General features: G+C 63.7%; 19 protein-coding genes. 12 read left to right on the forward strand and 7 right to left on the reverse strand.

The features are described 5' to 3' along the window. Positions 1 to 77: 77 nt before the first annotated feature. Both ShzoTeo12_RS10140 and ShzoTeo12_RS10145 read right to left on the reverse strand, forming a co-directional pair. Positions 78 to 1,010 (reverse strand): neutral zinc metallopeptidase, encoded by a 933-nt coding sequence (locus tag ShzoTeo12_RS10140; RefSeq protein WP_318909553.1) that lies wholly within the window; start codon positions 1,008 to 1,010, stop codon positions 78 to 80. Positions 1,011 to 1,120: 110 nt separating this feature from the next. After that, on the reverse strand, positions 1,121 to 1,630 hold the full coding sequence (locus ShzoTeo12_RS10145; RefSeq protein ID WP_318909555.1) for a DUF2306 domain-containing protein: 510 nt from the start codon (positions 1,628 to 1,630) through the stop codon (positions 1,121 to 1,123). A 43-nt stretch (positions 1,631 to 1,673) separates the two neighbouring features. Between ShzoTeo12_RS10145 and ShzoTeo12_RS10150 the strand changes: the two genes are divergently transcribed. Both ShzoTeo12_RS10150 and ShzoTeo12_RS10155 read left to right on the forward strand, forming a co-directional pair. Then, the gene (locus ShzoTeo12_RS10150) at positions 1,674 to 2,513 is read left to right on the forward strand and encodes a LytTR family DNA-binding domain-containing protein (RefSeq protein ID WP_413251092.1); all 840 of its coding nucleotides are present in this window, start codon (positions 1,674 to 1,676) and stop codon (positions 2,511 to 2,513) included. Between the two features lie 82 nt (positions 2,514 to 2,595). Further along, complete coding sequence (locus ShzoTeo12_RS10155) at positions 2,596 to 3,255, forward strand: dihydrofolate reductase family protein (protein WP_318909558.1); 660 nt, start codon at positions 2,596 to 2,598, stop codon at positions 3,253 to 3,255. 6 nt (positions 3,256 to 3,261) lie between these two features. Here ShzoTeo12_RS10155 and ShzoTeo12_RS10160 read toward each other — a convergent pair whose 3' ends face one another. Next, the gene (locus ShzoTeo12_RS10160; RefSeq protein ID WP_318909560.1) at positions 3,262 to 4,149 is read right to left on the reverse strand and encodes a LysR family transcriptional regulator; all 888 of its coding nucleotides are present in this window, start codon (positions 4,147 to 4,149) and stop codon (positions 3,262 to 3,264) included. 110 nt (positions 4,150 to 4,259) lie between these two features. Between ShzoTeo12_RS10160 and blaOXA the strand changes: the two genes are divergently transcribed. Beyond that, positions 4,260 to 5,066 (forward strand): class D beta-lactamase, encoded by an 807-nt coding sequence (blaOXA, locus tag ShzoTeo12_RS10165; protein WP_318909561.1) that lies wholly within the window; start codon positions 4,260 to 4,262, stop codon positions 5,064 to 5,066. Positions 5,067 to 5,265: 199 nt separating this feature from the next. Continuing rightward, positions 5,266 to 8,748 (forward strand): carbamoyl-phosphate synthase large subunit, encoded by a 3,483-nt coding sequence (gene carB, locus ShzoTeo12_RS10170; RefSeq protein WP_318909562.1) that lies wholly within the window; start codon positions 5,266 to 5,268, stop codon positions 8,746 to 8,748. A gap of 54 nt (positions 8,749 to 8,802) precedes the next feature. On the opposite strand, the gene ShzoTeo12_RS10175 is transcribed toward carB, so the two are convergent. The 3 genes from ShzoTeo12_RS10175 to ShzoTeo12_RS10190 all read right to left on the reverse strand — a co-directional run bounded on the left by ShzoTeo12_RS10175 (position 8,803) and on the right by ShzoTeo12_RS10190 (position 10,796). Further along, positions 8,803 to 9,768 carry an SDR family oxidoreductase gene (locus ShzoTeo12_RS10175; RefSeq protein WP_318909564.1) on the reverse strand — a complete coding sequence of 322 codons (966 nt, stop codon included), beginning with the start codon at positions 9,766 to 9,768 and terminating at the stop codon, positions 8,803 to 8,805. Between the two features lie 10 nt (positions 9,769 to 9,778). Further along, a complete protein-coding gene (locus ShzoTeo12_RS10180) occupies positions 9,779 to 10,105 on the reverse strand; it encodes a hypothetical protein (RefSeq protein ID WP_318912437.1) in 327 nt (108 codons plus the stop codon). A gap of 427 nt (positions 10,106 to 10,532) precedes the next feature. After that, positions 10,533 to 10,796 carry a hypothetical protein gene (locus tag ShzoTeo12_RS10190; RefSeq protein ID WP_318909565.1) on the reverse strand — a complete coding sequence of 88 codons (264 nt, stop codon included), beginning with the start codon at positions 10,794 to 10,796 and terminating at the stop codon, positions 10,533 to 10,535. Between the two features lie 227 nt (positions 10,797 to 11,023). On the opposite strand from ShzoTeo12_RS10190, the gene greA reads away from it, so the two are divergent. From greA to ShzoTeo12_RS10210, 4 genes are all read left to right on the forward strand, one after another. Beyond that, the gene (greA, locus tag ShzoTeo12_RS10195) at positions 11,024 to 11,500 is read left to right on the forward strand and encodes a transcription elongation factor GreA (RefSeq protein WP_119257049.1); all 477 of its coding nucleotides are present in this window, start codon (positions 11,024 to 11,026) and stop codon (positions 11,498 to 11,500) included. 14 nt (positions 11,501 to 11,514) lie between these two features. Continuing rightward, positions 11,515 to 12,576, forward strand: a complete 1,062-nt coding sequence (locus ShzoTeo12_RS10200) for a glycosyltransferase family 10 domain-containing protein (RefSeq protein ID WP_318909567.1) — start codon at positions 11,515 to 11,517, stop codon at positions 12,574 to 12,576. Positions 12,577 to 12,871: 295 nt separating this feature from the next. Then, positions 12,872 to 14,176 (forward strand): glycosyltransferase family 4 protein, encoded by a 1,305-nt coding sequence (locus tag ShzoTeo12_RS10205; RefSeq protein ID WP_318909568.1) that lies wholly within the window; start codon positions 12,872 to 12,874, stop codon positions 14,174 to 14,176. Between the two features lie 7 nt (positions 14,177 to 14,183). Then, entirely contained in the window at positions 14,184 to 15,167 is a 984-nt protein-coding gene (locus tag ShzoTeo12_RS10210; RefSeq protein ID WP_318909569.1) for a mitochondrial fission ELM1 family protein, read from the forward strand. On the opposite strand, the gene ShzoTeo12_RS10215 is transcribed toward ShzoTeo12_RS10210, so the two are convergent. Further along, positions 15,139 to 15,606, reverse strand: coding sequence for an Lrp/AsnC family transcriptional regulator (locus ShzoTeo12_RS10215; protein WP_119257046.1), 468 nt, complete (start codon positions 15,604 to 15,606; stop codon positions 15,139 to 15,141). The genes ShzoTeo12_RS10210 and ShzoTeo12_RS10215 overlap by 29 nt on opposite strands. 248 nt (positions 15,607 to 15,854) lie before the next feature. Here ShzoTeo12_RS10215 and trxB point away from each other — a divergent pair, with 248 nt between their 5' ends. From trxB to ShzoTeo12_RS10235, 4 genes are all read left to right on the forward strand, one after another. Further along, positions 15,855 to 16,844 (forward strand): thioredoxin-disulfide reductase, encoded by a 990-nt coding sequence (gene trxB / locus ShzoTeo12_RS10220; RefSeq protein ID WP_318909572.1) that lies wholly within the window; start codon positions 15,855 to 15,857, stop codon positions 16,842 to 16,844. A 114-nt stretch (positions 16,845 to 16,958) separates the two neighbouring features. Next, entirely contained in the window at positions 16,959 to 17,855 is an 897-nt protein-coding gene (locus ShzoTeo12_RS10225; protein ID WP_119257044.1) for a LysR family transcriptional regulator VtlR, read from the forward strand. 503 nt (positions 17,856 to 18,358) lie between these two features. Continuing rightward, the gene (locus ShzoTeo12_RS10230) at positions 18,359 to 18,664 is read left to right on the forward strand and encodes a helix-turn-helix transcriptional regulator (protein ID WP_318909574.1); all 306 of its coding nucleotides are present in this window, start codon (positions 18,359 to 18,361) and stop codon (positions 18,662 to 18,664) included. Between the two features lie 68 nt (positions 18,665 to 18,732). After that, positions 18,733 to 19,854, forward strand: coding sequence for an alkene reductase (locus ShzoTeo12_RS10235; protein WP_318909575.1), 1,122 nt, complete (start codon positions 18,733 to 18,735; stop codon positions 19,852 to 19,854). Positions 19,855 to 19,951 lie beyond the last annotated feature (97 nt).

Here is a 19,951-nt window from a genome sequence, read left to right on the forward strand (position 1 = left end):
AACGGCCCGTTCGGTCCGAAAAGGCAAAGCCCCCCGGCAGGCAAGCCGGAGGGCTTTTCAGAGAAGTCCGTGTAATATCAGGGCTCACCCTGGAAGGTGTTGCAGGCATCCAGACGGCCGCTGTCGAAGCCGCGCTTGAACCAGCGGCGGCGCTGCTCGGAAGTGCCGTGGTTGAAGCTTTCCGGCACGACATAGCCCTGCATGCGCTTCTGCAGCGTGTCGTCGCCGATCTGGGTGGCGGCGTTCAGCGCCTCATCGAGGTCGCCGCTTTCCAGAAGGCCCTTCTGCTGCGTGTACTTGCCCCAGATGCCGGCATAGCAGTCGGCCTGCAGCTCGACGCGCACGGACATCTGGTTCGCCTCCGCCTCGCTCATGCGCTGGCGCTGCTGATTGAAGCGCGGCAGGATGCCGGTGAGGTTCTGGACGTGGTGGCCCACCTCATGCGCCACGACATAGGCCTGGGCGAAGTCGCCGGCCGCGTCGAACTTGTTGGCGAGCTCGTCGAAGAAGCTCATGTCGAGATAGACCTTGTGGTCGCCCGGGCAATAGAACGGCCCGGACGCCGCCGAGGCGAAGCCGCAGGCGGATTTGACGGAGCCGGAGAAGAGCACCATCTTGGGCTCCTCGTATGTCTCGCCGGCTGCCTTGAAGATGCCGTTCCAGGTGTCTTCGGTCTCGGCGAGCACCGTCGCCATGAATTCCTTGGTCTCTTCCTCCTGCGGCGAGGAACGGCTGCTGGCGCTCTCCGTCTGCTCGAAGCCCGGCATGCTGACCTGCCCGCCATTGCCCATGACCTGCAGGAGATCGATGCCCATCGCCTTGAAGACGAAATAGATGACGACGAGGAAGATGATGGTGCCGATGCTCATGCCGCCGCCGGACCGGCCGCCGCCGCCCATCGGAATGCGGAACCCGCCGCCCCGGCCGAAGGGATTGCTGCCTCCCATCGAGGGGCCGGCTCCGCGCTGGTCCTCGATATTGCCCGACTGGCGACGACCTTTCCATTCCATGGCGCATTTCCCCGCATTGAATTGCCGACGAACGTTCATCGCATGAATTCGTTCCTCAGCAACGACTTATAGGGCCTGCCGGGGCGCCTTGCAAAACGAAAAGCGGCCCCTCAGCGCCGCCGGAGAAGCCCGCCCCAGCCGGCTTCGCGCACCGCGAGCGCCCCCGCCGCGACGAGCAGGAAACTGACGGCGGCGGCGGCAAGCCCGCTTGCAAGGCCGGACGTCCCGTCGAAGATCATCGCGCCCATCACCCGGTGCGGAACGAGGGTGAAGAGACCCGCGACGACGATACCGCCGAAATACATGCCGGCGACCTGGGCGCGGTGCGCGCGGATATTGCCGCGCCGCGCCGCCATCACGGCCGGCACGCTCGCGAGGATGACATAGAGCGAAAGGAGATGGATCGGGCTGAAGCCGTGGAATGCGTTGATTCCATGGATGAAGAAGGTCGAGAAACTCGTCGCAACCATCAGGAAAAGCCAGATTTTTCCGAGCAGCCGGTGGGCCGGCGTGCCCTTCGGGCGGGCGAGGAGGACGGCGCCGAGCACGGCCGCCGGCAGCACGGTCGCGACGTGGAACTGGACGGCGAAGGGCGCGTTGGCAAGCGGCTCGAAGGTCATGGCGGGCTCCGGGGACGGTTGAATTCGGCCCTGTCTTCCGCCAATGATCGGGCCGCTTCAAACGCTTTGGCCCGAACGGACGGAAAACTTCGTGGAACGCCCCCTGCTGCAATCCGCGCTTCGTGAACTGCAGGTCTTCCTGCGCGCGCCGCGGTTCTGGGCGACCTTCGGCGCGGTGGTGCTGATCTTCTGGGTGACGGGTCCCTACGGCACCGCCGAGCGGCTGGCCGCCATCCCCCGCCTCGGCTTCTGGCTCGTGCTGCACGCCGTCGCCTGGGCCATCGCCGTCACCGCGATCGTTCTCGTCAACACGCTGTTGCGGGACCGCATCCCGAGCCTTGGCCGCCGCATGGCGCTCGGCACGCTGGTCGCCGGCGTGCCGGTCGGGCTTGCGACGAATGCGATCAGCCGCGCGACCTTCGGCGGCACGCCGACAATCTCCGACCTTGCCGCAAGCATCGCGACCGGCCTCCTCCTCTCCGCCCTCTTCTGCGCCCTCACCTACCTGACGATGAGCAGCCGGCAGGCCGAGGCGCTGTCCTCCGCCCCCGCGCCGAGCGAGGAGGAACGGATAGACGTGCCGCTGCTGCGCCGCCTCAGGCCGGAAAACCGCGGCCCGATCCTGCACATGACCGTCGCCGACCACTATACCGAGGTGACGACCAGCCGCGGGCGGGAACTGATCCTGCTGCGCTTTTCCGATGCCGTGGCGGAAGTCGGCGGCACGCCGGGCTTGCAGGTGCACCGCTCGCATTTCGTCGCCGATATGCATGTCGAAAGGCTGCTGCGCTCCGACGGCAAGCTGGCGATCCTCCTGAAGGACGGCAGCGAGATTCCGGTGAGCCGCAGCCGGACGGATGCGGTGCGCACCCGCTGGGGCTGATATTTTTCCCGGCGCCTGTCGGCTCGCCGTCGCGCCGTTCGTCCCTAGGTATCCGCCAATCAACCGTGCCAGGAGAAGTCTCATGCGAAAGATCATAGTCGGTGCATTCACCAGCCTCGACGGCGTCATGCAGGCGCCGGGCGGGCCGGACGAAGACCCCATCGGCGGCTTCAAATTCGGCGGCTGGGCCGCCCCGATGTTCGACGAGAAGATGGGCGCCTTCATCGGCGAGCTTTTTGCAAAACCTTTCGACCTGCTGCTCGGCCGCAAGACCTATGACATCTTCGCGGCCCACTGGCCCTATGTCGACAAGGACGATCCGATCGGCCCGCTCTTCGACCGCATCGATAAATATGTCGCGACCCGCAACCCGGATTTCAAACCCACATGGCAGAACAGCCATGTGCTCGGCCCGGACACCATCGCGGCCGTGCGCAAGCTGAAGGACGGCGACGGGCCGGACCTCCTGACGCAGGGCTCCACCGAATTCCTGAAAGCGCTGTTCGAGAACGACCTCGTCGACGAGATCCACGTCTCCGTCTTCCCGGTCATCCTCGGCAAGGGCAAGCGGCTCTTCGGCGACGCCTCCTTCCCGCGCGCCCTGACGCTGATCGATTCGTGCACCAGCGACACCGGCATCGTCATGAGCCGCTATGCCCGCGCCGGCGATGTCGCCAGCGGCTCCTTCGAATTCGAAACGCCGACCGACGCCGAGCTGGAGCGCCGCCGCAACCTCACCTGACCGGGCTCAGGCCAACCCCTCCTCCGCCACCGTTTCCGCCAGCCACGCGGCGAAGGCGGACATGGCGGGGGTGAGGCTGCGCGATTGCAGGCGGGTCAGCCAGTAGCTGCCGAGCGCGACGCTGGTACGGAAAGGCTGGACGACGGCCCCGGCGGACAGCAGCCGCGAGAACATCAGCGGCGGCGCGAGGCCGACGCCCGCGCCCTGCAAAACCGCCTCCATCATGGCGAGCGAGGTGTCGAAGACGATGGCGTTCTGCGGCGGCGGCGTGCGCGGCAGCCCGGCGGCCTCGAACCAGCACGTCCACTCGTCGCGCCGGTAGGAGCGCAGCAGCGTCAGCCCGAGCAGGTCGGCGGGCTCCTTGAGATCGCGCGCGACGGCGGGAATGGCGAGCACGGACAGCGGTGCATCGAAGAGGCGCACGGCATCCGTCCCGTGCCACGCGCCGGCCCCGAAGCGAATGGCGCAGTCGAGCCCTTCGGCGGCAAGGTCCACCCGGTTGTTGTTGGTCGAAAGCCGCACCTCGACGAAGGGATGGCGCTCGCGGAAACCGGCAAGGCGCGGCAGCAGCCATCCGACGGCGAAGGTGCCGACCGCGCCCACCGTCAATATCTCCCGCACATGCCCGCCGCGGAAGCGCTCCACCGCGTCCGCCATGCGGTCGAAGCTGTCGCGCAGCACTGGCAGGAGGCTTTCCCCCTCCGCCGTGATCATCAGCCCACGCGGCAGGCGCTTGAACAGCACAACGCCCATCTGCTCCTCGAGGCTCTTCACCTGATGGCTGACGGCCGCCTGCGTGACATTCAGCTCGATGGCGGCGCGCGTGAAGGAAAGATGGCGGGCGGAGGCCTCGAAGGCGCGGAAGGCGTTCAGCGGCAGATAAGGCCGAACCATGGCGATGCCCCAATTTTCCTAATGGCTGAGACCAGTATTCATCTTTTGTCAGGCCATGAAAGCATTGCTATCCATGATGCACAAGTCATTCGGAAATAGAGGAAAACGTGATGGACCTGCGTCCCTTCGCGGCCGGCATCCTGCTGGCCGCCGGCTTCGCCATGCCCGCCGAGGCCCGCATTATTTGTAGCATCGTCGCCGATGCGGAAAACGGCGAGATCATCCTGGAAAAGGGCGACTGCAAGACGCGCGTCACCCCCGCCTCCACCTTCAAGGTGCCGCTCGCGGTGATGGGCTATGATTCCGGCTTCCTCGAAAACGCCGAGGAGCCGGCGCTACCCTTCATCAAGGGCTATCCCGACTGGGGCGGCGACAACTGGCGCCAGCCGACGACGCCTAAGCGCTGGCTGGAATATTCCGTTGTCTGGTATTCCCAGCGCATCACCGAATTCCTCGGCTACGAGCGGCTGCGCGACTATGCCGAAGCCTTCGGCTACGGCAATGCCGACATGACCGGCGACCCCGGCAAGGACAACGGCCTCGAGCGCGCCTGGATCGCCTCCTCGCTGAAGATCTCGCCGCGCGAGCAGGTGGAATTCCTGCGCAAGCTGGTGAACCATGAGCTACCCGTCTCCGCCGAGGCGATGGATGCGGCGATGGAGATCGTCGAGGGACGCGACATCGCCGACGGCTGGCGGGCGCAGGGCAAGACCGGCATGGCCTATCCCCGAAAGACCGACGGCAATTTCGATTATGCCCGTCCATGGGGCTGGTATGTCGGCTGGGCGCGCCGTGAGGACCGCACCGTCGTCTTCGCCCGGCTGATGCAGGACGAGAAGAAGCAGGAGCCGCGTACCAGCCTGCGCGCGCGGGACGGCATCCTGAAGGAATTGCCCGGCATTCTGGCCGGCGAGTAAGCCCCGCCCGCGACACCCCAGATCGACAGCGCAAAGTCCCCGCACTTTTCCTGTCGATTCGGCGATTTTCGGGGTTCCGCTCGCCCCTTCCTTTGCCTATAAGCCGCTTCTAGCCTTTGAACGACCATAGATGCGCGCCCGGCCGGTGAACCCATCACCATGGCCGGTTTTTCGCGCACGCGGAAGAACGGATAGAGAGATGCCCAAGCGCCAAGATTTGAAATCGATCCTCATCATCGGCGCGGGGCCGATCGTCATCGGTCAGGCCTGCGAATTCGACTATTCCGGCACCCAGGCCTGCAAGGCGCTGAAGGAGGAAGGCTACCGCGTCATCCTCGTCAACTCCAACCCGGCGACGATCATGACCGATCCGGGCCTCGCCGACGCGACTTACGTAGAGCCGATCACCCCGGAAGTCGTGGCGAAAATCATCGCCAAGGAGCGCCCGGACGCGCTGCTGCCGACCATGGGCGGCCAGACCGCGCTCAACACCGCGCTCTCTCTCAAGCGCATGGGCGTTCTCGACCGCTACAATGTCGAGATGATCGGCGCCAAGCCGGAAGCCATCGACAAGGCCGAGGACCGCGCGCTCTTCCGCGAGGCCATGGCGAAGATCGGCCTCGAAACGCCGAAATCGATGCTGGCCAACGCCACCGAGATCAAGGACAAGGACCGCAAGCTCCACGAGGCCGAGCGCGCCAAGCTGAAGGCCGAGCTTTCGGGCGATGCGCTCGACAAGGCGCTAGACGAACTGGAGAACCAGTGGAACCTCGGCGAGACCGACCGCAAGCAGCGCTACATGAGCCACGCCATGGCGATCGGCGCGCAGGCGCTCGACGTCATCGGCCTGCCCGCCATCATCCGCCCGTCCTTCACCCTCGGCGGCACCGGCGGCGGCATCGCCTACAACCGCTCGGAATTCTTCGAGATCGTCAATTCCGGCCTCGACGCCTCCCCGACCACGGAAGTCCTCATTGAGGAATCCGTCCTCGGCTGGAAGGAGTATGAGATGGAAGTCGTCCGCGACAAGGCGGACAACTGCATCATCATCTGCTCCATCGAGAACATCGACCCGATGGGCGTGCATACGGGCGACTCGATCACCGTCGCCCCAGCCTTGACCCTGACGGACAAGGAATACCAGATCATGCGCAACGCCTCCATCGCGGTGCTGCGCGAGATCGGCGTCGAGACCGGCGGTTCCAACGTGCAGTTCGCCGTCAATCCGGAAAACGGCCGCCTCGTCGTCATCGAAATGAACCCGCGCGTCTCGCGCTCCTCCGCGCTCGCCTCCAAGGCCACCGGCTTCCCCATCGCCAAGATCGCGGCGAAGCTCGCCATCGGCTATACGCTCGACGAGCTGGAGAACGACATCACCGGCGGCGCGACCCCGGCCTCCTTCGAGCCGTCCATCGACTATGTCGTGACGAAGATCCCGCGCTTCGCCTTCGAGAAGTTCCCCGGCGCCGAGCCGACGCTGACGACGGCCATGAAGTCGGTGGGCGAGGTCATGGCCATCGGCCGCACCTTCGCCGAATCGCTGCAGAAGGCCCTGCGCGGCCTCGAAACGGGCCTGACCGGCCTCGACGAGATCGAGATCCCCGGCCTTGGCGACGGCAACGACAACAATGCCATCCGCGCCGCCATCTCCACCCCGACGCCGGACCGCCTGCGCATGGTCGCCCAGGCGCTGCGCATGGGCCTGACGCCGGAGGAAGTCCACGAAGGCTCGAAGATCGACCCGTGGTTCCTCGAGCAGTTCAAGGCCATCGTCGACATGGAGGCCCGCATCCGCGAACACGGCCTTCCGGCCGACGCCGAGAACCTGCGCATGCTGAAGGCCATGGGCTTCTCCGACGCGCGCCTCGCCACCCTCTCCGGCAAGCGCCCGAAGGAAGTGGCGGAACTGCGCAACGGCCTGAACGTCCGCCCGGTCTTCAAGCGCATCGACACCTGCGCCGCCGAATTCGCCTCGCCCACCGCCTACATGTACTCGACCTACGAGACGCCCTTTGCCGGCGCGACGCGCTCGGAAGCCGGCATTTCGGATCGCAAGAAGGTCGTCATCCTCGGCGGCGGCCCGAACCGCATCGGCCAGGGCATCGAGTTCGACTATTGCTGCTGCCATGCCGCCTTCGCCCTGAAGGACGCCGGCTATGAAGCCATCATGGTCAACTGCAACCCGGAAACCGTCTCAACCGACTACGACACGTCGGACCGCCTCTATTTCGAGCCGCTGACGGCAGAAGACGTCATCGAGATTCTGAAGGCCGAGCAGACCAACGGCGAAGTCGTCGGCGTCATCGTGCAGTTCGGCGGCCAGACCCCGTTGAAGCTCGCCGAAGCGCTGGAGAAGAACGGCATCCCGATCCTCGGCACCGCACCCGACATGATCGACCTTGCGGAAGACCGCGACCGCTTCCAGAAACTGCTGCAGAAGCTCGACCTCGCCCAGCCGAACAACGGCATCGCCTATTCGGTCGAGCAGGCCCGCCTCGTCGCCGGCGAGATCGGCTTCCCGCTGGTCGTGCGCCCGTCCTACGTACTCGGCGGCCGCGCCATGCAGATCATCCATTCGGAAGGCCAGCTCCAGACCTATCTGCTCGATACGGTTCCGGAACTCGTTCCCGAGGACATCAAGCAGCGCTACCCGAACGACAAGACCGGCCAGATCAACACCCTGCTCGGCAAGAACCCGCTGCTCTTCGACAGCTACCTGTCGAACGCGGTCGAGGTCGACGTGGACGCGCTCTGCGACGGCAAGGATGTCTTCGTCTCCGGCATCATGGAGCATATCGAGGAAGCCGGCATCCATTCGGGCGACTCGGCCTGCTCGCTGCCCGTTCACACGCTTTCCAGCGAGATCGTCGACGAGCTGGAACGCCAGACCAAGGCCCTCGCAAAGGCCCTGAACGTCGGCGGCCTGATGAACGTGCAATACGCCATCAAGGACGGCACGATCTACGTGCTGGAAGTCAATCCGCGCGCCTCGCGCACGGTACCCTTCGTCGCCAAGACCATCGGCGCGCCGATCGCCAAGATCGCCGCCCGCGTCATGGCCGGCGAAAGCCTCGATGCGGCGATTGCCGCCTATGGCAAGAAGCCGGACCCGCGCAACCTCAAGCACATCGCCGTCAAGGAAGCCGTATTCCCCTTCGCCCGCTTCCCGGGCGTCGATACGCTGCTCGGCCCGGAAATGCGCTCGACCGGCGAGGTCATCGGCCTCGACACCGACTTCGCGCTGGCCTTCGCCAAGTCGCAGCTCGGCGCCGGCGTCGACCTGCCGCGCGAAGGCACGGTCTTCGTCTCGGTGCGTGACGAGGACAAGGAGCGCGTGCTGACGGCCGTGCGCCTGCTGACGGATATCGGCTTCAAGGTCATGGCGACGTCGGGCACCGCCCGCTTCCTCGCCGAAAAGGGCATCGAAGCGATCAAGGTCAACAAGGTGCAGGAAGGCCGCCCGCATGTGGAGGACGCCATCCGCAACCGCCAGGTCAGCCTCGTCATCAACACGACGGACAGCAGCAAGGCGATCTCGGACTCGAAGTCGCTGCGCCGCGCCGCCCTGATGCAGAAGGTGCCCTACTACACGACCATGGCCGGCGCGGAAGCCGCCGCCCAGGCGATCAAGGCCCTCAAGCAGGGCCAGCTCGAGGTACGTCCGCTTCAGGCCTATTTCTGAGGCCGATCTCCTGAGGAACGGAAAGCCGGGCAATCTGCCCGGCTTTTTTCGTTTTCAATACCCGCCGATGATCGGGAGCACTTCTCCCGTGATGTAGCTGGAGCATTGCGGCGAGGCGAGGAAGACATAGGCGGGTGCCAGCTCCTCCGGCTGGGCGGGCCGTTTCATCGGCGTCTGTGCGCCGAATTTCGCCACGTCCTCGGCCGCCTTGTCGGAGGGATTCAGCGGCGTCCAGACCGGCCCCGGCGCCACGGCATTGACGCGGATGCCGCGCGGCACGAGCTGGCCGGCGAGCGAGCGCGTGAAGGCATGGATGCCGCCCTTGGTCATCGAATAGTCGAGGAGGTCCTTCGAACCCTCCAGCCCCGTGACCGAGCCGGTATTGACGATCGCCGACCCCGTCTTCATGTGCGGCACCGCGGCCTGCGCCATGAAGAAATAGCCGTAGAGATTGGTCTTCAGCGTCTCGTCGAAATGCTCTTCCGAAAGGTCGGCGATATCCTTCGTATGCACCTGGAAGGCGGCATTGTTCACGAGGATATCGAGCCGCCCGAGGTCCCGCACCACGCATTTCACCGTCTGCACGCAGAACGCCTTGTCCTTGACGTCGCCGGCAAAGGCGATGCAGCGCCGGCCTTCCGCCTCTACGGCCGCGATCGTCTCCCGCGCATCCTTTCCTTCCGCAAGATGCACGATGGCGACATCCGCGCCCTCGCGCGCAAAGAGCACGGCGACCGCCCGGCCGATGCCGGAATCCCCGCCGGTGATGAGCGCCACCTTGTCCTTCAGCTTTTCCGAACCCTTGTAGAAGGGAGCGTCGTACATCGGCGGCGGATCGAGCGTGGCCTCCCTGCCGGGCTTCGACTGGTGCTGCCCGGGAAAGGGCGGCGCGGGATAGGGCCGCGCACCGGCCTGCATGGCGCCCGGCTTTTCGCTCCTGCCCTTGCGGTCGGCCTTGGCCACCTCTTCCTGGATGTCGCGCTGCTTTTCTGCCGTGCGGGCGGACTGGCTCGGGCTCATCGCTCTCTCCTCAAAGTTCGCTGGGTCGGATATTGTCGACACGGACCTTCCCGGCCACGACCCCGCGGGGCCCTTCGACCGGATAGGCAGGGTCCGTCTCGTCGATGACCGTGTAGAGCTTCTCGCTGCGGAAGGCGCTGGACGAGGTCGTGGAATTGCCGTCGCCCGGCAACGCGTCGATCTCCAGATAATCGAGCTCCGCCTCCGCCGCGACGACCCGCGCATCGCCGCTGGAGCGGGCGCGCACCACCACCTCGCCCTGGTTCGGCGCAAGGTCCCAATTCTGGTCGCCTGCCACCGCGATGGGAACGAGGCGGAAGAGCTTCAATTGCTCCATATCGGAATAGTCGACGGCCGGCGCGCCGGTATCCCGCCGCGGCGCGGTCTCGTCGAAGCCCGCCGACCAGTCACGGGCCGGCTCCGTCATGCCGGGCGGCGTGCGATGCGCCGTGGCGTCGTCGCTCCCGGTGATGACCCGCGGCTTGGCGCTGGAAACGCCGTCATTGCTCGCGCCGGCCCGCGAGATCACGAACTGCGGCGCCGCATCCGCATGGACGGCCCTTTCCACCCCGTTCTCCGCCGGAGCGGCGCTTTCCGCACCGGGGGGCGTGCGTGGTTCGGCGTGCATTGCCTCGACATCCGGGTGATTTACGCCCGCCGCCTCCCGCCGTCCTTCGTCATGCATCGCCTGGTTGCCGGACACCTCACCGGCAAACTGCTTGAAATAGCCGGAAATCTTCTCGATCACACCCATCGTCCGTTCCTCATGATCTGGTTTCGAGGCGCGCCATCGCGGCCTTCAGGATCGCGCGGATTTCATCGTCGGCGATCTGCTGGGCGGCGAAGGCGGCATCCGGCTCGATGCCGGGATCCTCCTCGTGGTCGCGAACCGTTTCGCTGTCGCGGGCCATGGCGACGAGCGCGTCGCGCGCCTCGGGCATGGCGGCGATGACCGAGATGAGTTCGACCAACAGGCGCCGGTGCGCATTGATCCTGCCTTCCAGATGAACCGTCCCGTCGATTGCCATGCACGCCTCCCGCGATAGAGCGCTAACGGCAGCACCGGGCGATTGTTCCGGCCGCTGTGGGCAGCGCGGAAGCGGCGGCGAAAAAACTGGCTTTCGCGGGGCGCAATCTGCTATAAGGGCCGTTCAAACGCTTCCGACGGTTCCGGGGATTCTTCTCCGGAGACCGTTTTCTTTTGCGTCCGCATGGCTGGGAAGCCGGGCGGCGCGGTCTGAAGGACGGGAATAAAATGGTTGAAAAGGTACCGATGACTCAGGACGGTTTCGTCAAGCTGCAGGAAGAGCTGCGCTGGCGTCAGCAGGAAGAGCGTCCGCGAATCATCGAGGCGATCGCCGAGGCGCGCGCCCATGGCGACCTGTCGGAAAACGCCGAGTACCACGCCGCCAAGGAAGCCCAGAGCCACAACGAAGGCCGCATCACGGAGCTGGAAGACTTCGTCGCGCGCGCCGAGGTCATCGACCTTTCCAAGATGTCCGGCTCCAAGATCAAGTTCGGCGCTCGGGTGAAACTTGTCGACGAGGACACCGAAGAAGAGAAGGTCTACCAGATCGTCGGCGACCAGGAAGCCGACGTGAAGCAGGGCCGCATCTCGATCTCCTCCCCCATCGCCCGCGCCCTCATCGGCAAGGAAGTCGGCGACTCGATCGAAGTCAACGCCCCCGGCGGCTCCAAGGCCTACGAAATCCTGGCCGTCAGCTGGGGTTGATGGAGAGGCAGCCCATGTTTTCCGAAGAGGAAAATAATACCGGTAGCGGTAGAACCGCCACCGTGGTGAAGGTAATGGGCGGGCCACTTGCCCGCCAGCTACTTTCCGGTTTTTCCCAAAAGCACAACCTTTCCTTCACCTTCGATCCGGACGCGCGGGATTATGATTGGCTCGTTGTCTATGAGAACTTTCCGCCGGTCGGCACCGAGCGCCGTTCGATGCGGGTGGAAAATCTCGCCTGTGCGCCGGAAAACACCATTCTCTTCACAACAGAGCCATCGGGCATCAAGATTTACAGCCGCACTTATACGCGCCAATTTGGTCATGTGGTGACGAGTCAGGAGCCTTTCGCACTACGCCACCCGGGTCGCATTTATAACCAGGCCGGCCTGTGTTGGTTCTATGGCAATGGCAGCCGACAGAGAAGCGCCGACGAAATTGCCACTTATTTTCCGGAAAAAGTGAAAACCATTGGTACGGTCTGCTCTACCAAGCGGCAGGGCCATACGCTGCATCGCCTCCGTTACGATTTCACGCAAGCCATGGCGGCACGCATGTCGGATCTCGAGGTCTTTGGTCGCGGTCATCGCCCCATCGACGATAAAGCGGAAGCAATCGACCCCTACAAATACCACCTGGCGATCGAGAACCACCTCGCCCCGCATCATTTCACTGAGAAACTCGCCGACCCCTTTCTTGGTCTATCCTTGCCGTTCTATTTCGGCGCGCCGAACGCTGCAGACTATTTCCCGGCCGAAAGTTTTATAGCAATCGATATCCGCAAGCCGGATGAAGCCTATCGGATCATGCGTGAGGCGATCGATAACGGTGAATATGAAAAGCGCCTTCCCGCTATCCGCGAGGCGCGACGCCGTGTGCTCGAAGACCATAATCTTCTCACGCTCATCGCCAAGGTGGTGGAGAAGAATGGCACGAAACCTAAGGGCAATGGTGGTGCATTGCTAAAGAGCCAGCGTGCCGCCCGCAAGGGTCATCCGCTGCTTGCTGCTGGTACTTTCGCCTTTCGCGAGGCACTCCACCTGAAAAACCGTATCACCGGACTACTTTTGCGCTAGGAGGATCGATAGACCTAGCGAGCTGCCGTAAATATATATGAATTCTGACATGATCGGAACACGATGAATGCCGGAGGCGAACCTCACAATCGCCTTGTGATGAGGAAGAATTTCGATCAATCCTCCACCTTAACTCCAGCAAGATGGAATAAAATGCCGCAGAGGGAGACGATACTCAGGCTCGCAATATTCCGCAACGAAGCTTGACGACTAACGAATCTTGAGAGAATTACGGCGAGGCCGATGCCAACCAAAAGCGTATCCATCCTAGACGCTGTTTCGATATAAGCGCTTCGTGTGTCTCGATCACTTTCGCGTCGCTTGTAAAACGCATCATGACGACCACTATCATTCTGATGCCTTCTCGGGCAAAAGCTGTAGGTCAGAGGCTCCATTCATCTCCTCTGTGGATAACAATCCCAGCATTGGCAAGAGTATGCTCGCATCCACTTTCCCTTCGCAAGGGTCCGAAAATTTAAAAATCCTTCAGCTTCTCCCAGCTCTCGGGGATGGCGGCGTCGAGCGCAGCACGGTCGAGATGGCCCAGTATCTGAGTGCACGCGGGATTCCCAATCTCGTTGCCAGTCGCGGCGGGGCGCTGGTTTCCGCCGTTGAGGCGGTGGGAAGCCGGCATGTATCGATTCCCGTTGGCAGCAAGTCGCCATTCACGATAATTCGAGCCGCTCGGTCCGTCGCCCGCCTTATCGATGCCGAAGGGATCAGTGTCGTGCACGCTCGGAGCCGGGCGCCCGCATGGGTCGGTCTCCTCGCTTGCAAACTTGCGAAGCGACAGGCCCGCTTCATTACCACTTTCCACGGCGTATATAGCCACGGCAACGTACTGAAGCGCTTATACAATAGCGCCATGTTGCGTACGCCGGTCGTGATTGCCAACTCGCAGTTCATCCGTAGACATATCGTCGATGTTTATGGCTATCCAGAAGAGCGGATCGTCGTCGCGCCGCGCGGCATTGATCCCGCATTGTTCGAGCCTGCAACCATATCCGACGCTACCCGAAGCGCCGTTCGAGCCGAACTCGGTGTCATGAAAGGGGTACCGCTGGCCGTCATGGTAAGCCGTATTACCAACTGGAAGGGCCATTCCGTTTTCGTCGACGCCATGGCCCGCTGCAGCCGAAACGACCTGCATGCGGCCTTTGTCGGCGAAGGCAACCCGGACGAAATCGCCCGCGTAAAGCAACAGATCGAACGGCTTGGTCTCTCCGACAGGATTTTTTTCGCAGGCAGTCGCCGCGATGTTCCGGCCATTCTCGCCGCAGCCGACCTTGCCGTTTCCGCTTCCATCCGGCCGGAGGCTTTCGGCCGGGCAGCCATCGAGGCACAGGCAATGAAAACGCCGGTGATCGCAACCAACCATGGCGGCAGCAGAGAAACCGTTCTGCCGGGTGAAACGGGCTGGCTTGTACCTCCTGGTGATGTAGCGGCTCTCGCGGCCGCCCTTGAGGAAGCGTTTGCGGATCCGGGGCGCCTGGCTGTCATGGGAACGCACGGACGCGAACACGTACTGGCGACTTTCACCACGCAGCAAATGCTCGAAAGAGAGTTCTCCGCCTATGAAAAGCGCACGGCGGCGCCATGACGCCGAGATGACGAACGACACGTCTCCCATCGTCTGGGTGCTGACGGACGGCAAAGCCGGTGACGAACAGCCGATGATCGGCCTTGCCGAAGCGATGGAGGCGAAGACGATCCTGCGCCGCGTAGCGCCCCGCCGTGCTTTCACCTGGTTCATGCCGATAGGGCCGATTGACCCGAAGGATGCCCCGTCGAGACGGGGCTCCCCTCTCTCGCCTCCCTTCCCTGACATATGCCTCGCCACGGGGCGTCGCGCAGTTCCCTATCTCCGAAAGCTCAAGGCGGTTTCACCGGAAACCTTTTGCGTGCTTTTCAAAGATCCGCGCACGTCGCGCCACGGCGCCGATCTGCTCATCGTGCAAGAGCACGATACACCGAGAGGCGACAATGTCCTGGTCACGACGACCGCCCCCAATCGACTGTCTGCCGAACGCCTCATGGAGGCGCATGCTGCCTTTGCCGCAGCATTGGCGCCTTTGCCGAAGCCGAGGGTCGCAGTCCTGATCGGCGGAGATAGCCGGCATCACCGCTTTACCGGGAAGGATATTCAACGCCTGTTGCATGGCCTTCACGCAAAGCTTGACAGCGGATCGGCCTTGATGATCACGACATCGCGCCGGACACCGCCTTCGCTTGCCGAGGCGCTTGCCGACCTCGCCGAACGCCCGAATGTACATATGTGGGACGGCAAGACCGAGAATCCATTTCTTGCATACTTGTCCTGGGCCGACGAGATCATCGTCACCGCCGATTCAACGAATATGGTGGGAGAGGCCGTGGCAATCGGGGTGCCCGTGCAGATATTCTATCCTTCAGGTGGGCATCCCAAGATCGACCGTTTTATCGCCGCCCTTTCGCGAAAGCTTCCTGTCGGCCGTTTCCCGGATATGCCCGTTATAGGCAATCATCCGCCGCTCAATGCCACAAAAGAACTGGCGCGTCAGATCAAGACACGCTGGCAGGCGTTCAAAGCTCCACCAGCCCCACCTTCTTGACCTGCCGGATCGTCAGCATCGTCCGCACGGTGTCCACCTGCTGATTGGCGGTGAGCTCCTCGATGACGAAGTCCTGGAAGCGGGTGAGGTTTTCGGCGACGCAGTGGAGGAGGAAGTCGCTGTCGCCGGAGACCATCCAGGCCTGGCGGACCATCGGCCATTCGCCGGTCGCGGCGGCGAAGGCCTTGAGGTTGGCTTCCGACTGGTGCTTGAGGCCGACCATGCAGAAGGCGACAAGGTCGTAGCCGAGCGCGGGGGCGTTCAGCATCGCCGTGTAGCCCTCGATGATGCCGGCCTCCTCCAGCTTGCGCACGCGGCGAAGGCACGGCGGGGCGGAAATGCCGGCCCGGGCGGCCAGCTCCACATTGGTCATCCGGCCATCGGCCTGCAGTTCCTTCAGGATGCGGATGTCGATGGCGTCGAGTTCGGCACGAAACATGGGAGCTTTTGAAACCTTTCGGAATGGCGACCGGAAGTAACCCGAATCGTCGCATCGGCGCAACATTGTTACCCCAAGCGGCACAAATATGTCACGGGGCTTTGCTTGTCTGTTGGCAAACCGCCGCGCGCTCTTGAAACTCGGTCGACTCCCCTCATAAATGAGGATCGAACACAGACACGCTGGCTCTGCCATGCGCGAGACCGCGCGCAGGGCCGATTGGGGCGATGGCCCCGGAAGGAACGACCATGTCCGCCCGCCCTGCTTCCGCCCGTCACGTCAAGGTGCTGATCATCGGCTCCGGCCCCGCCGGCTACACCGCCGCCATCTACACCGCCCGCGCCATGCTGGAGCCGGTGCTGATCGCCGGCATGGAACAGGGCGGCCAGCTCATGATCACCACGGATGTGGAAAACTATCCGGGCTATGCCGATCCGGTACAGGGTCCCTGGATGATGGAGCAGATGCTCAAGCAGGCGGAGCATGTCGGCGCCGAGATCGTCAACGACCTCGTCACCAATGTCGACCTCGACGTGCGTCCCTTCCGCATCTCCACCGATAGCGGAACCGAATGGACCGCCGACGCGCTCATCATCGCCACCGGCGCCAAGGCCAAGTGGCTCGGCATCGACACCGAGCACAAGTTCATGGGCTTCGGCGTTTCGGCCTGCGCCACCTGCGACGGCTTCTTCTACCGCGGCAAGGACGTCATCGTGGTCGGCGGCGGCAATTCGGCCGTGGAGGAAGCGCTCTACCTCGCCAATCTCGCGAAAACCGTGACGGTCGTACACCGCCGCGATTCGTTCCGCTCGGAAAAGATCCTGCAGGAGCGCCTGTTCGCCAAGGAGAACGTCAAGGTCGTCTGGGACCACGAGATCGTCGAATATCTCGGCGCAGAGCCCAAGCCGCCGATGCCGGCCTCCGTCAACGGCGTGAAGCTGCGCAACGTGAAGACCGGCGAGACGCGCGACGTGGAAACGGACGGCGTCTTCGTCGCCATCGGCCATGCACCGGCAGTCGAGCTCTTCAAGGGCAAGCTGCGCCAGAAGCCGAACGGCTACCTCTGGACCGCGCCCGATTCCACCGCGACGGACGTGCCGGGCGTTTTTGCCGCAGGCGACGTCACGGACGACATCTATCGCCAGGCGGTCACGGCTGCCGGCATGGGCTGCATGGCGGCCCTCGAAACCGAAAAATACCTTGCAGGTCATATGCCTGTCGCAATTGCGGCCGAGTAGAAGCCGCCAACAAAGGGCGGCGGATTCGCATCCGACCGCCCGCGTGGGAACAGTAGTATCAGCGACCGGGCGGGAGGCATGCGCTCCCCGCCGCACAGACATATGGGGGATAGAATGCCGCTCGATTGGGACAAGCTGCGGATTTTTCACGCCGCGGCCGAGGCCGGCTCGTTCACGCACGCCGCAGACAAGCTGCACCTTTCTCAATCGGCCATCAGCCGCCAGGTGAGCGCGCTGGAGCAGGATGTCGGCATCAAGCTCTTCCACCGCCATGCCCGCGGCCTGATCCTCACCGAGCAGGGCGAGATCCTCTATCGCGCCGCCCACGACGTGCTGATGAAGCTCGAAAGCGTGCGCGTGCAACTGACGGAAAACACCGAGAAGCCGAGCGGCAAGCTGCGCATCACCACCACCGTCGGCCTCGGCCAGGGCTGGCTGACGGACAAGGTGCAGGAATTCCTCGCGCTTTACCCGGACATGCAGGTGCAACTCATCCTCGACAACGAGGAGCTGGACGTGAACATGCGCCATGCCGACTGCGCCATCCGCCTGCGCGAGCCGCAGCAGTCGGACCTCATCCAGCGCCGGCTGTTCACGGTGCACATGCACCTCTACGCCGCCCCCTCCTACATCAACCGCTACGGCGAGCCGCAGTCGATCGACGATCTCGACAACCACAAGATCATCACCTTCGGCGAACCGGCACCGAGCTACCTGCTCGACGTCAACTGGCTGGAGATCGCCGGGCGCGATTCCGACAATCCCCGCCCCTCCGTGCTGCAGATCAACAGCCAGACCTCGATCAAGCGCGCCTGCCTGCTCGGCATCGGCATCGCCATGCTGCCGGACTATATCGTCGGGCGCGATCCGGGGCTGATCCAGCTGCCGGTGAGCGCCGACATTCCCTCGTTTGACACCTATTTCTGCTATCCGAGCGAGATGAAGAACGCGGCGAAGCTCAAGGTTTTCCGCGACTTCATCGTCGCCAAGGCGCGCAACTGGAACTTCTGAGGACGGCTTTCGACAAGGCCTGCGCCCCGCGCATGGCTGGCATGCACATTAACGGATTGATGCATGCCCAAAAAACCAGCATATGGCGCGCGGCTGATGCATTTCGGTGGCTTTTTCCTCCCAGTGCCACCGCACCAGCTGTTCCCCTCTGGAGGTTTTATTACCTTCAAAACTATAAAGGGCCCAAGTTGATCTTGCGGCCCTCTTTTTTTGCCTTCCGTTCGCCGGAAAGGAATTTCCACCCTTCCCGGAAAACTTGGCACGCGCTTCTCTTGAAGAATGCCGGCCCCTCCCCCATATCTAGAACAGCCGGCGCATCCGCGGTCTTTCTCCTCCCAGTACCGCGCGCTGGCTGTTCCCCTCTGGAGGTTCTTTAACCTTCAAACTTGCAGGGCCCAAGCTTCGCTTGTGGCCCTCTTTTTTTGCCGATGCCTCTTGTATCGCCGAATGGCGAACCCGATATCGAGATCAGACGATATAACCATCGCCGGATCACGATAGAGATGACCACGCCCGACACCGACGAAATCCTCAAGGCCCTCGCCCATCCCAAGCGGATGGAGATTCTCAGCTGGCTGAAAGAGCCACAGCAGCATTTCGCCGGCCAGGAGCATCCGCTGGAGTTTGGCGTCTGCGCCGGCCAGATCGAAAAGCGCTGCGATCTTTCGCAGTCCACCGTTTCCGCCCATCTCGCCACCCTCCAGCGCGCCGGCCTCGTGACGACGCGCAAGGTTGGCCAGTGGGTGTTCTTCAAACGCGACGAAGAAAAGATCGCGGCCTTTCTCCACCACATCAACGGCGCCCTTTGAGCAGTCCGGCTTCCGCCGGCCCTTGCCGCAGACGACGTCACCTTTCCCAGCAGAAGAAGGATCCTTCCATGACCTCGCTCTTCGACCCCATCAAGATCGGCGATATCCAGCTCGCCAACCGCATCGTCATGGCGCCGCTGACGCGCAACCGTTCGCCGGGCGCCGTGCCGAACACGCTGAACGCGACCTATTACGAGCAGCGCGCCTCGGCCGGCCTCATCATCACCGAGGGCACGCCCATCACCCAGCAGGGCCAGGGCTATGCCGACGTGCCGGGCCTCTATACGCCGGAGGCGCTCGCCGGCTGGCGGCAGGTGACGGACGCCGTGCATAGGGCCGGTGGCAAGATCGTCGTGCAGATGTGGCATGTCGGCCGCGTCTCGCATGAGAGCCTCCAGCCGAACGGCGGCAAGCCGGTGGCCCCCTCCGCCGTCATCGCGAAGTCCAAGACCTATCTCATCAATGCCGACGGCAGCGGCGCCTTCGCCGAGACCTCCGAGCCCCGCGCCCTCGACCGCGCCGAGCTTGCCGGCATCGTGGAAGACTACCGCCGCGCGGCCCGCGCCGCGATCGACGCCGGCTTCGACGGCATCGAAATCCATGCCGCCAACGGCTATCTCATCGACCAGTTCCTGCGCTCCGGCAGCAACAAGCGCACGGACGACTACGGCGGCTCCATCGAGAACCGCGCCCGCTTCCTCTTCGCGGTCGTCGACGCCATCGTCGCCGAGATCGGCGCCGGCCGCACCGCCATCCGCATCTCGCCGGTGACACCAGCCAACGACGCCTTCGACCCGGAACCGCAGCCGCTCTTCACCCATGTCGTCGAGGGCCTTGCGAAGCACGACCTCGCCTATATCCACATTATCGAAGGCGCCACCGGCGGCCCGCGCGATCACCAGCAGGGCGACAAGCCCTTCGACTATGAGGCCCTGCGCGCGGCCTACAAGGCGGCCGGCGGCAAGGCCGCCTGGATGGTCAACAACGGCTACAACCGGGAACTGGCCATCGACGCCGTGGAGGAAGGCCGGGCCGACCTCGTCGCCTTCGGCAAGCTCTTCATCGCCAACCCGGACCTCGTGGATCGGCTGAAGAACGACACGGCGCTGAACCCGCCGGACAAGGACACGTTCTACGGCGGCGGCGCCAGGGGCTATACGGACTACCCGGCCCTCGAAAACGTCGCCTGATCAAGGCGTCGTCCAAAAGAACCATGCAGAAACGCCCGCGGTTTCTCCCCGCGGGCGTTTCCTTTTTGCGGGTCTCGGCTACATCTACGCAAGATGC

Origin of the sequence: Shinella zoogloeoides (genome assembly GCF_033705735.1) — a bacterium.
Classification (GTDB): domain Bacteria; phylum Pseudomonadota; class Alphaproteobacteria; order Rhizobiales; family Rhizobiaceae; genus Shinella; species Shinella zoogloeoides_A.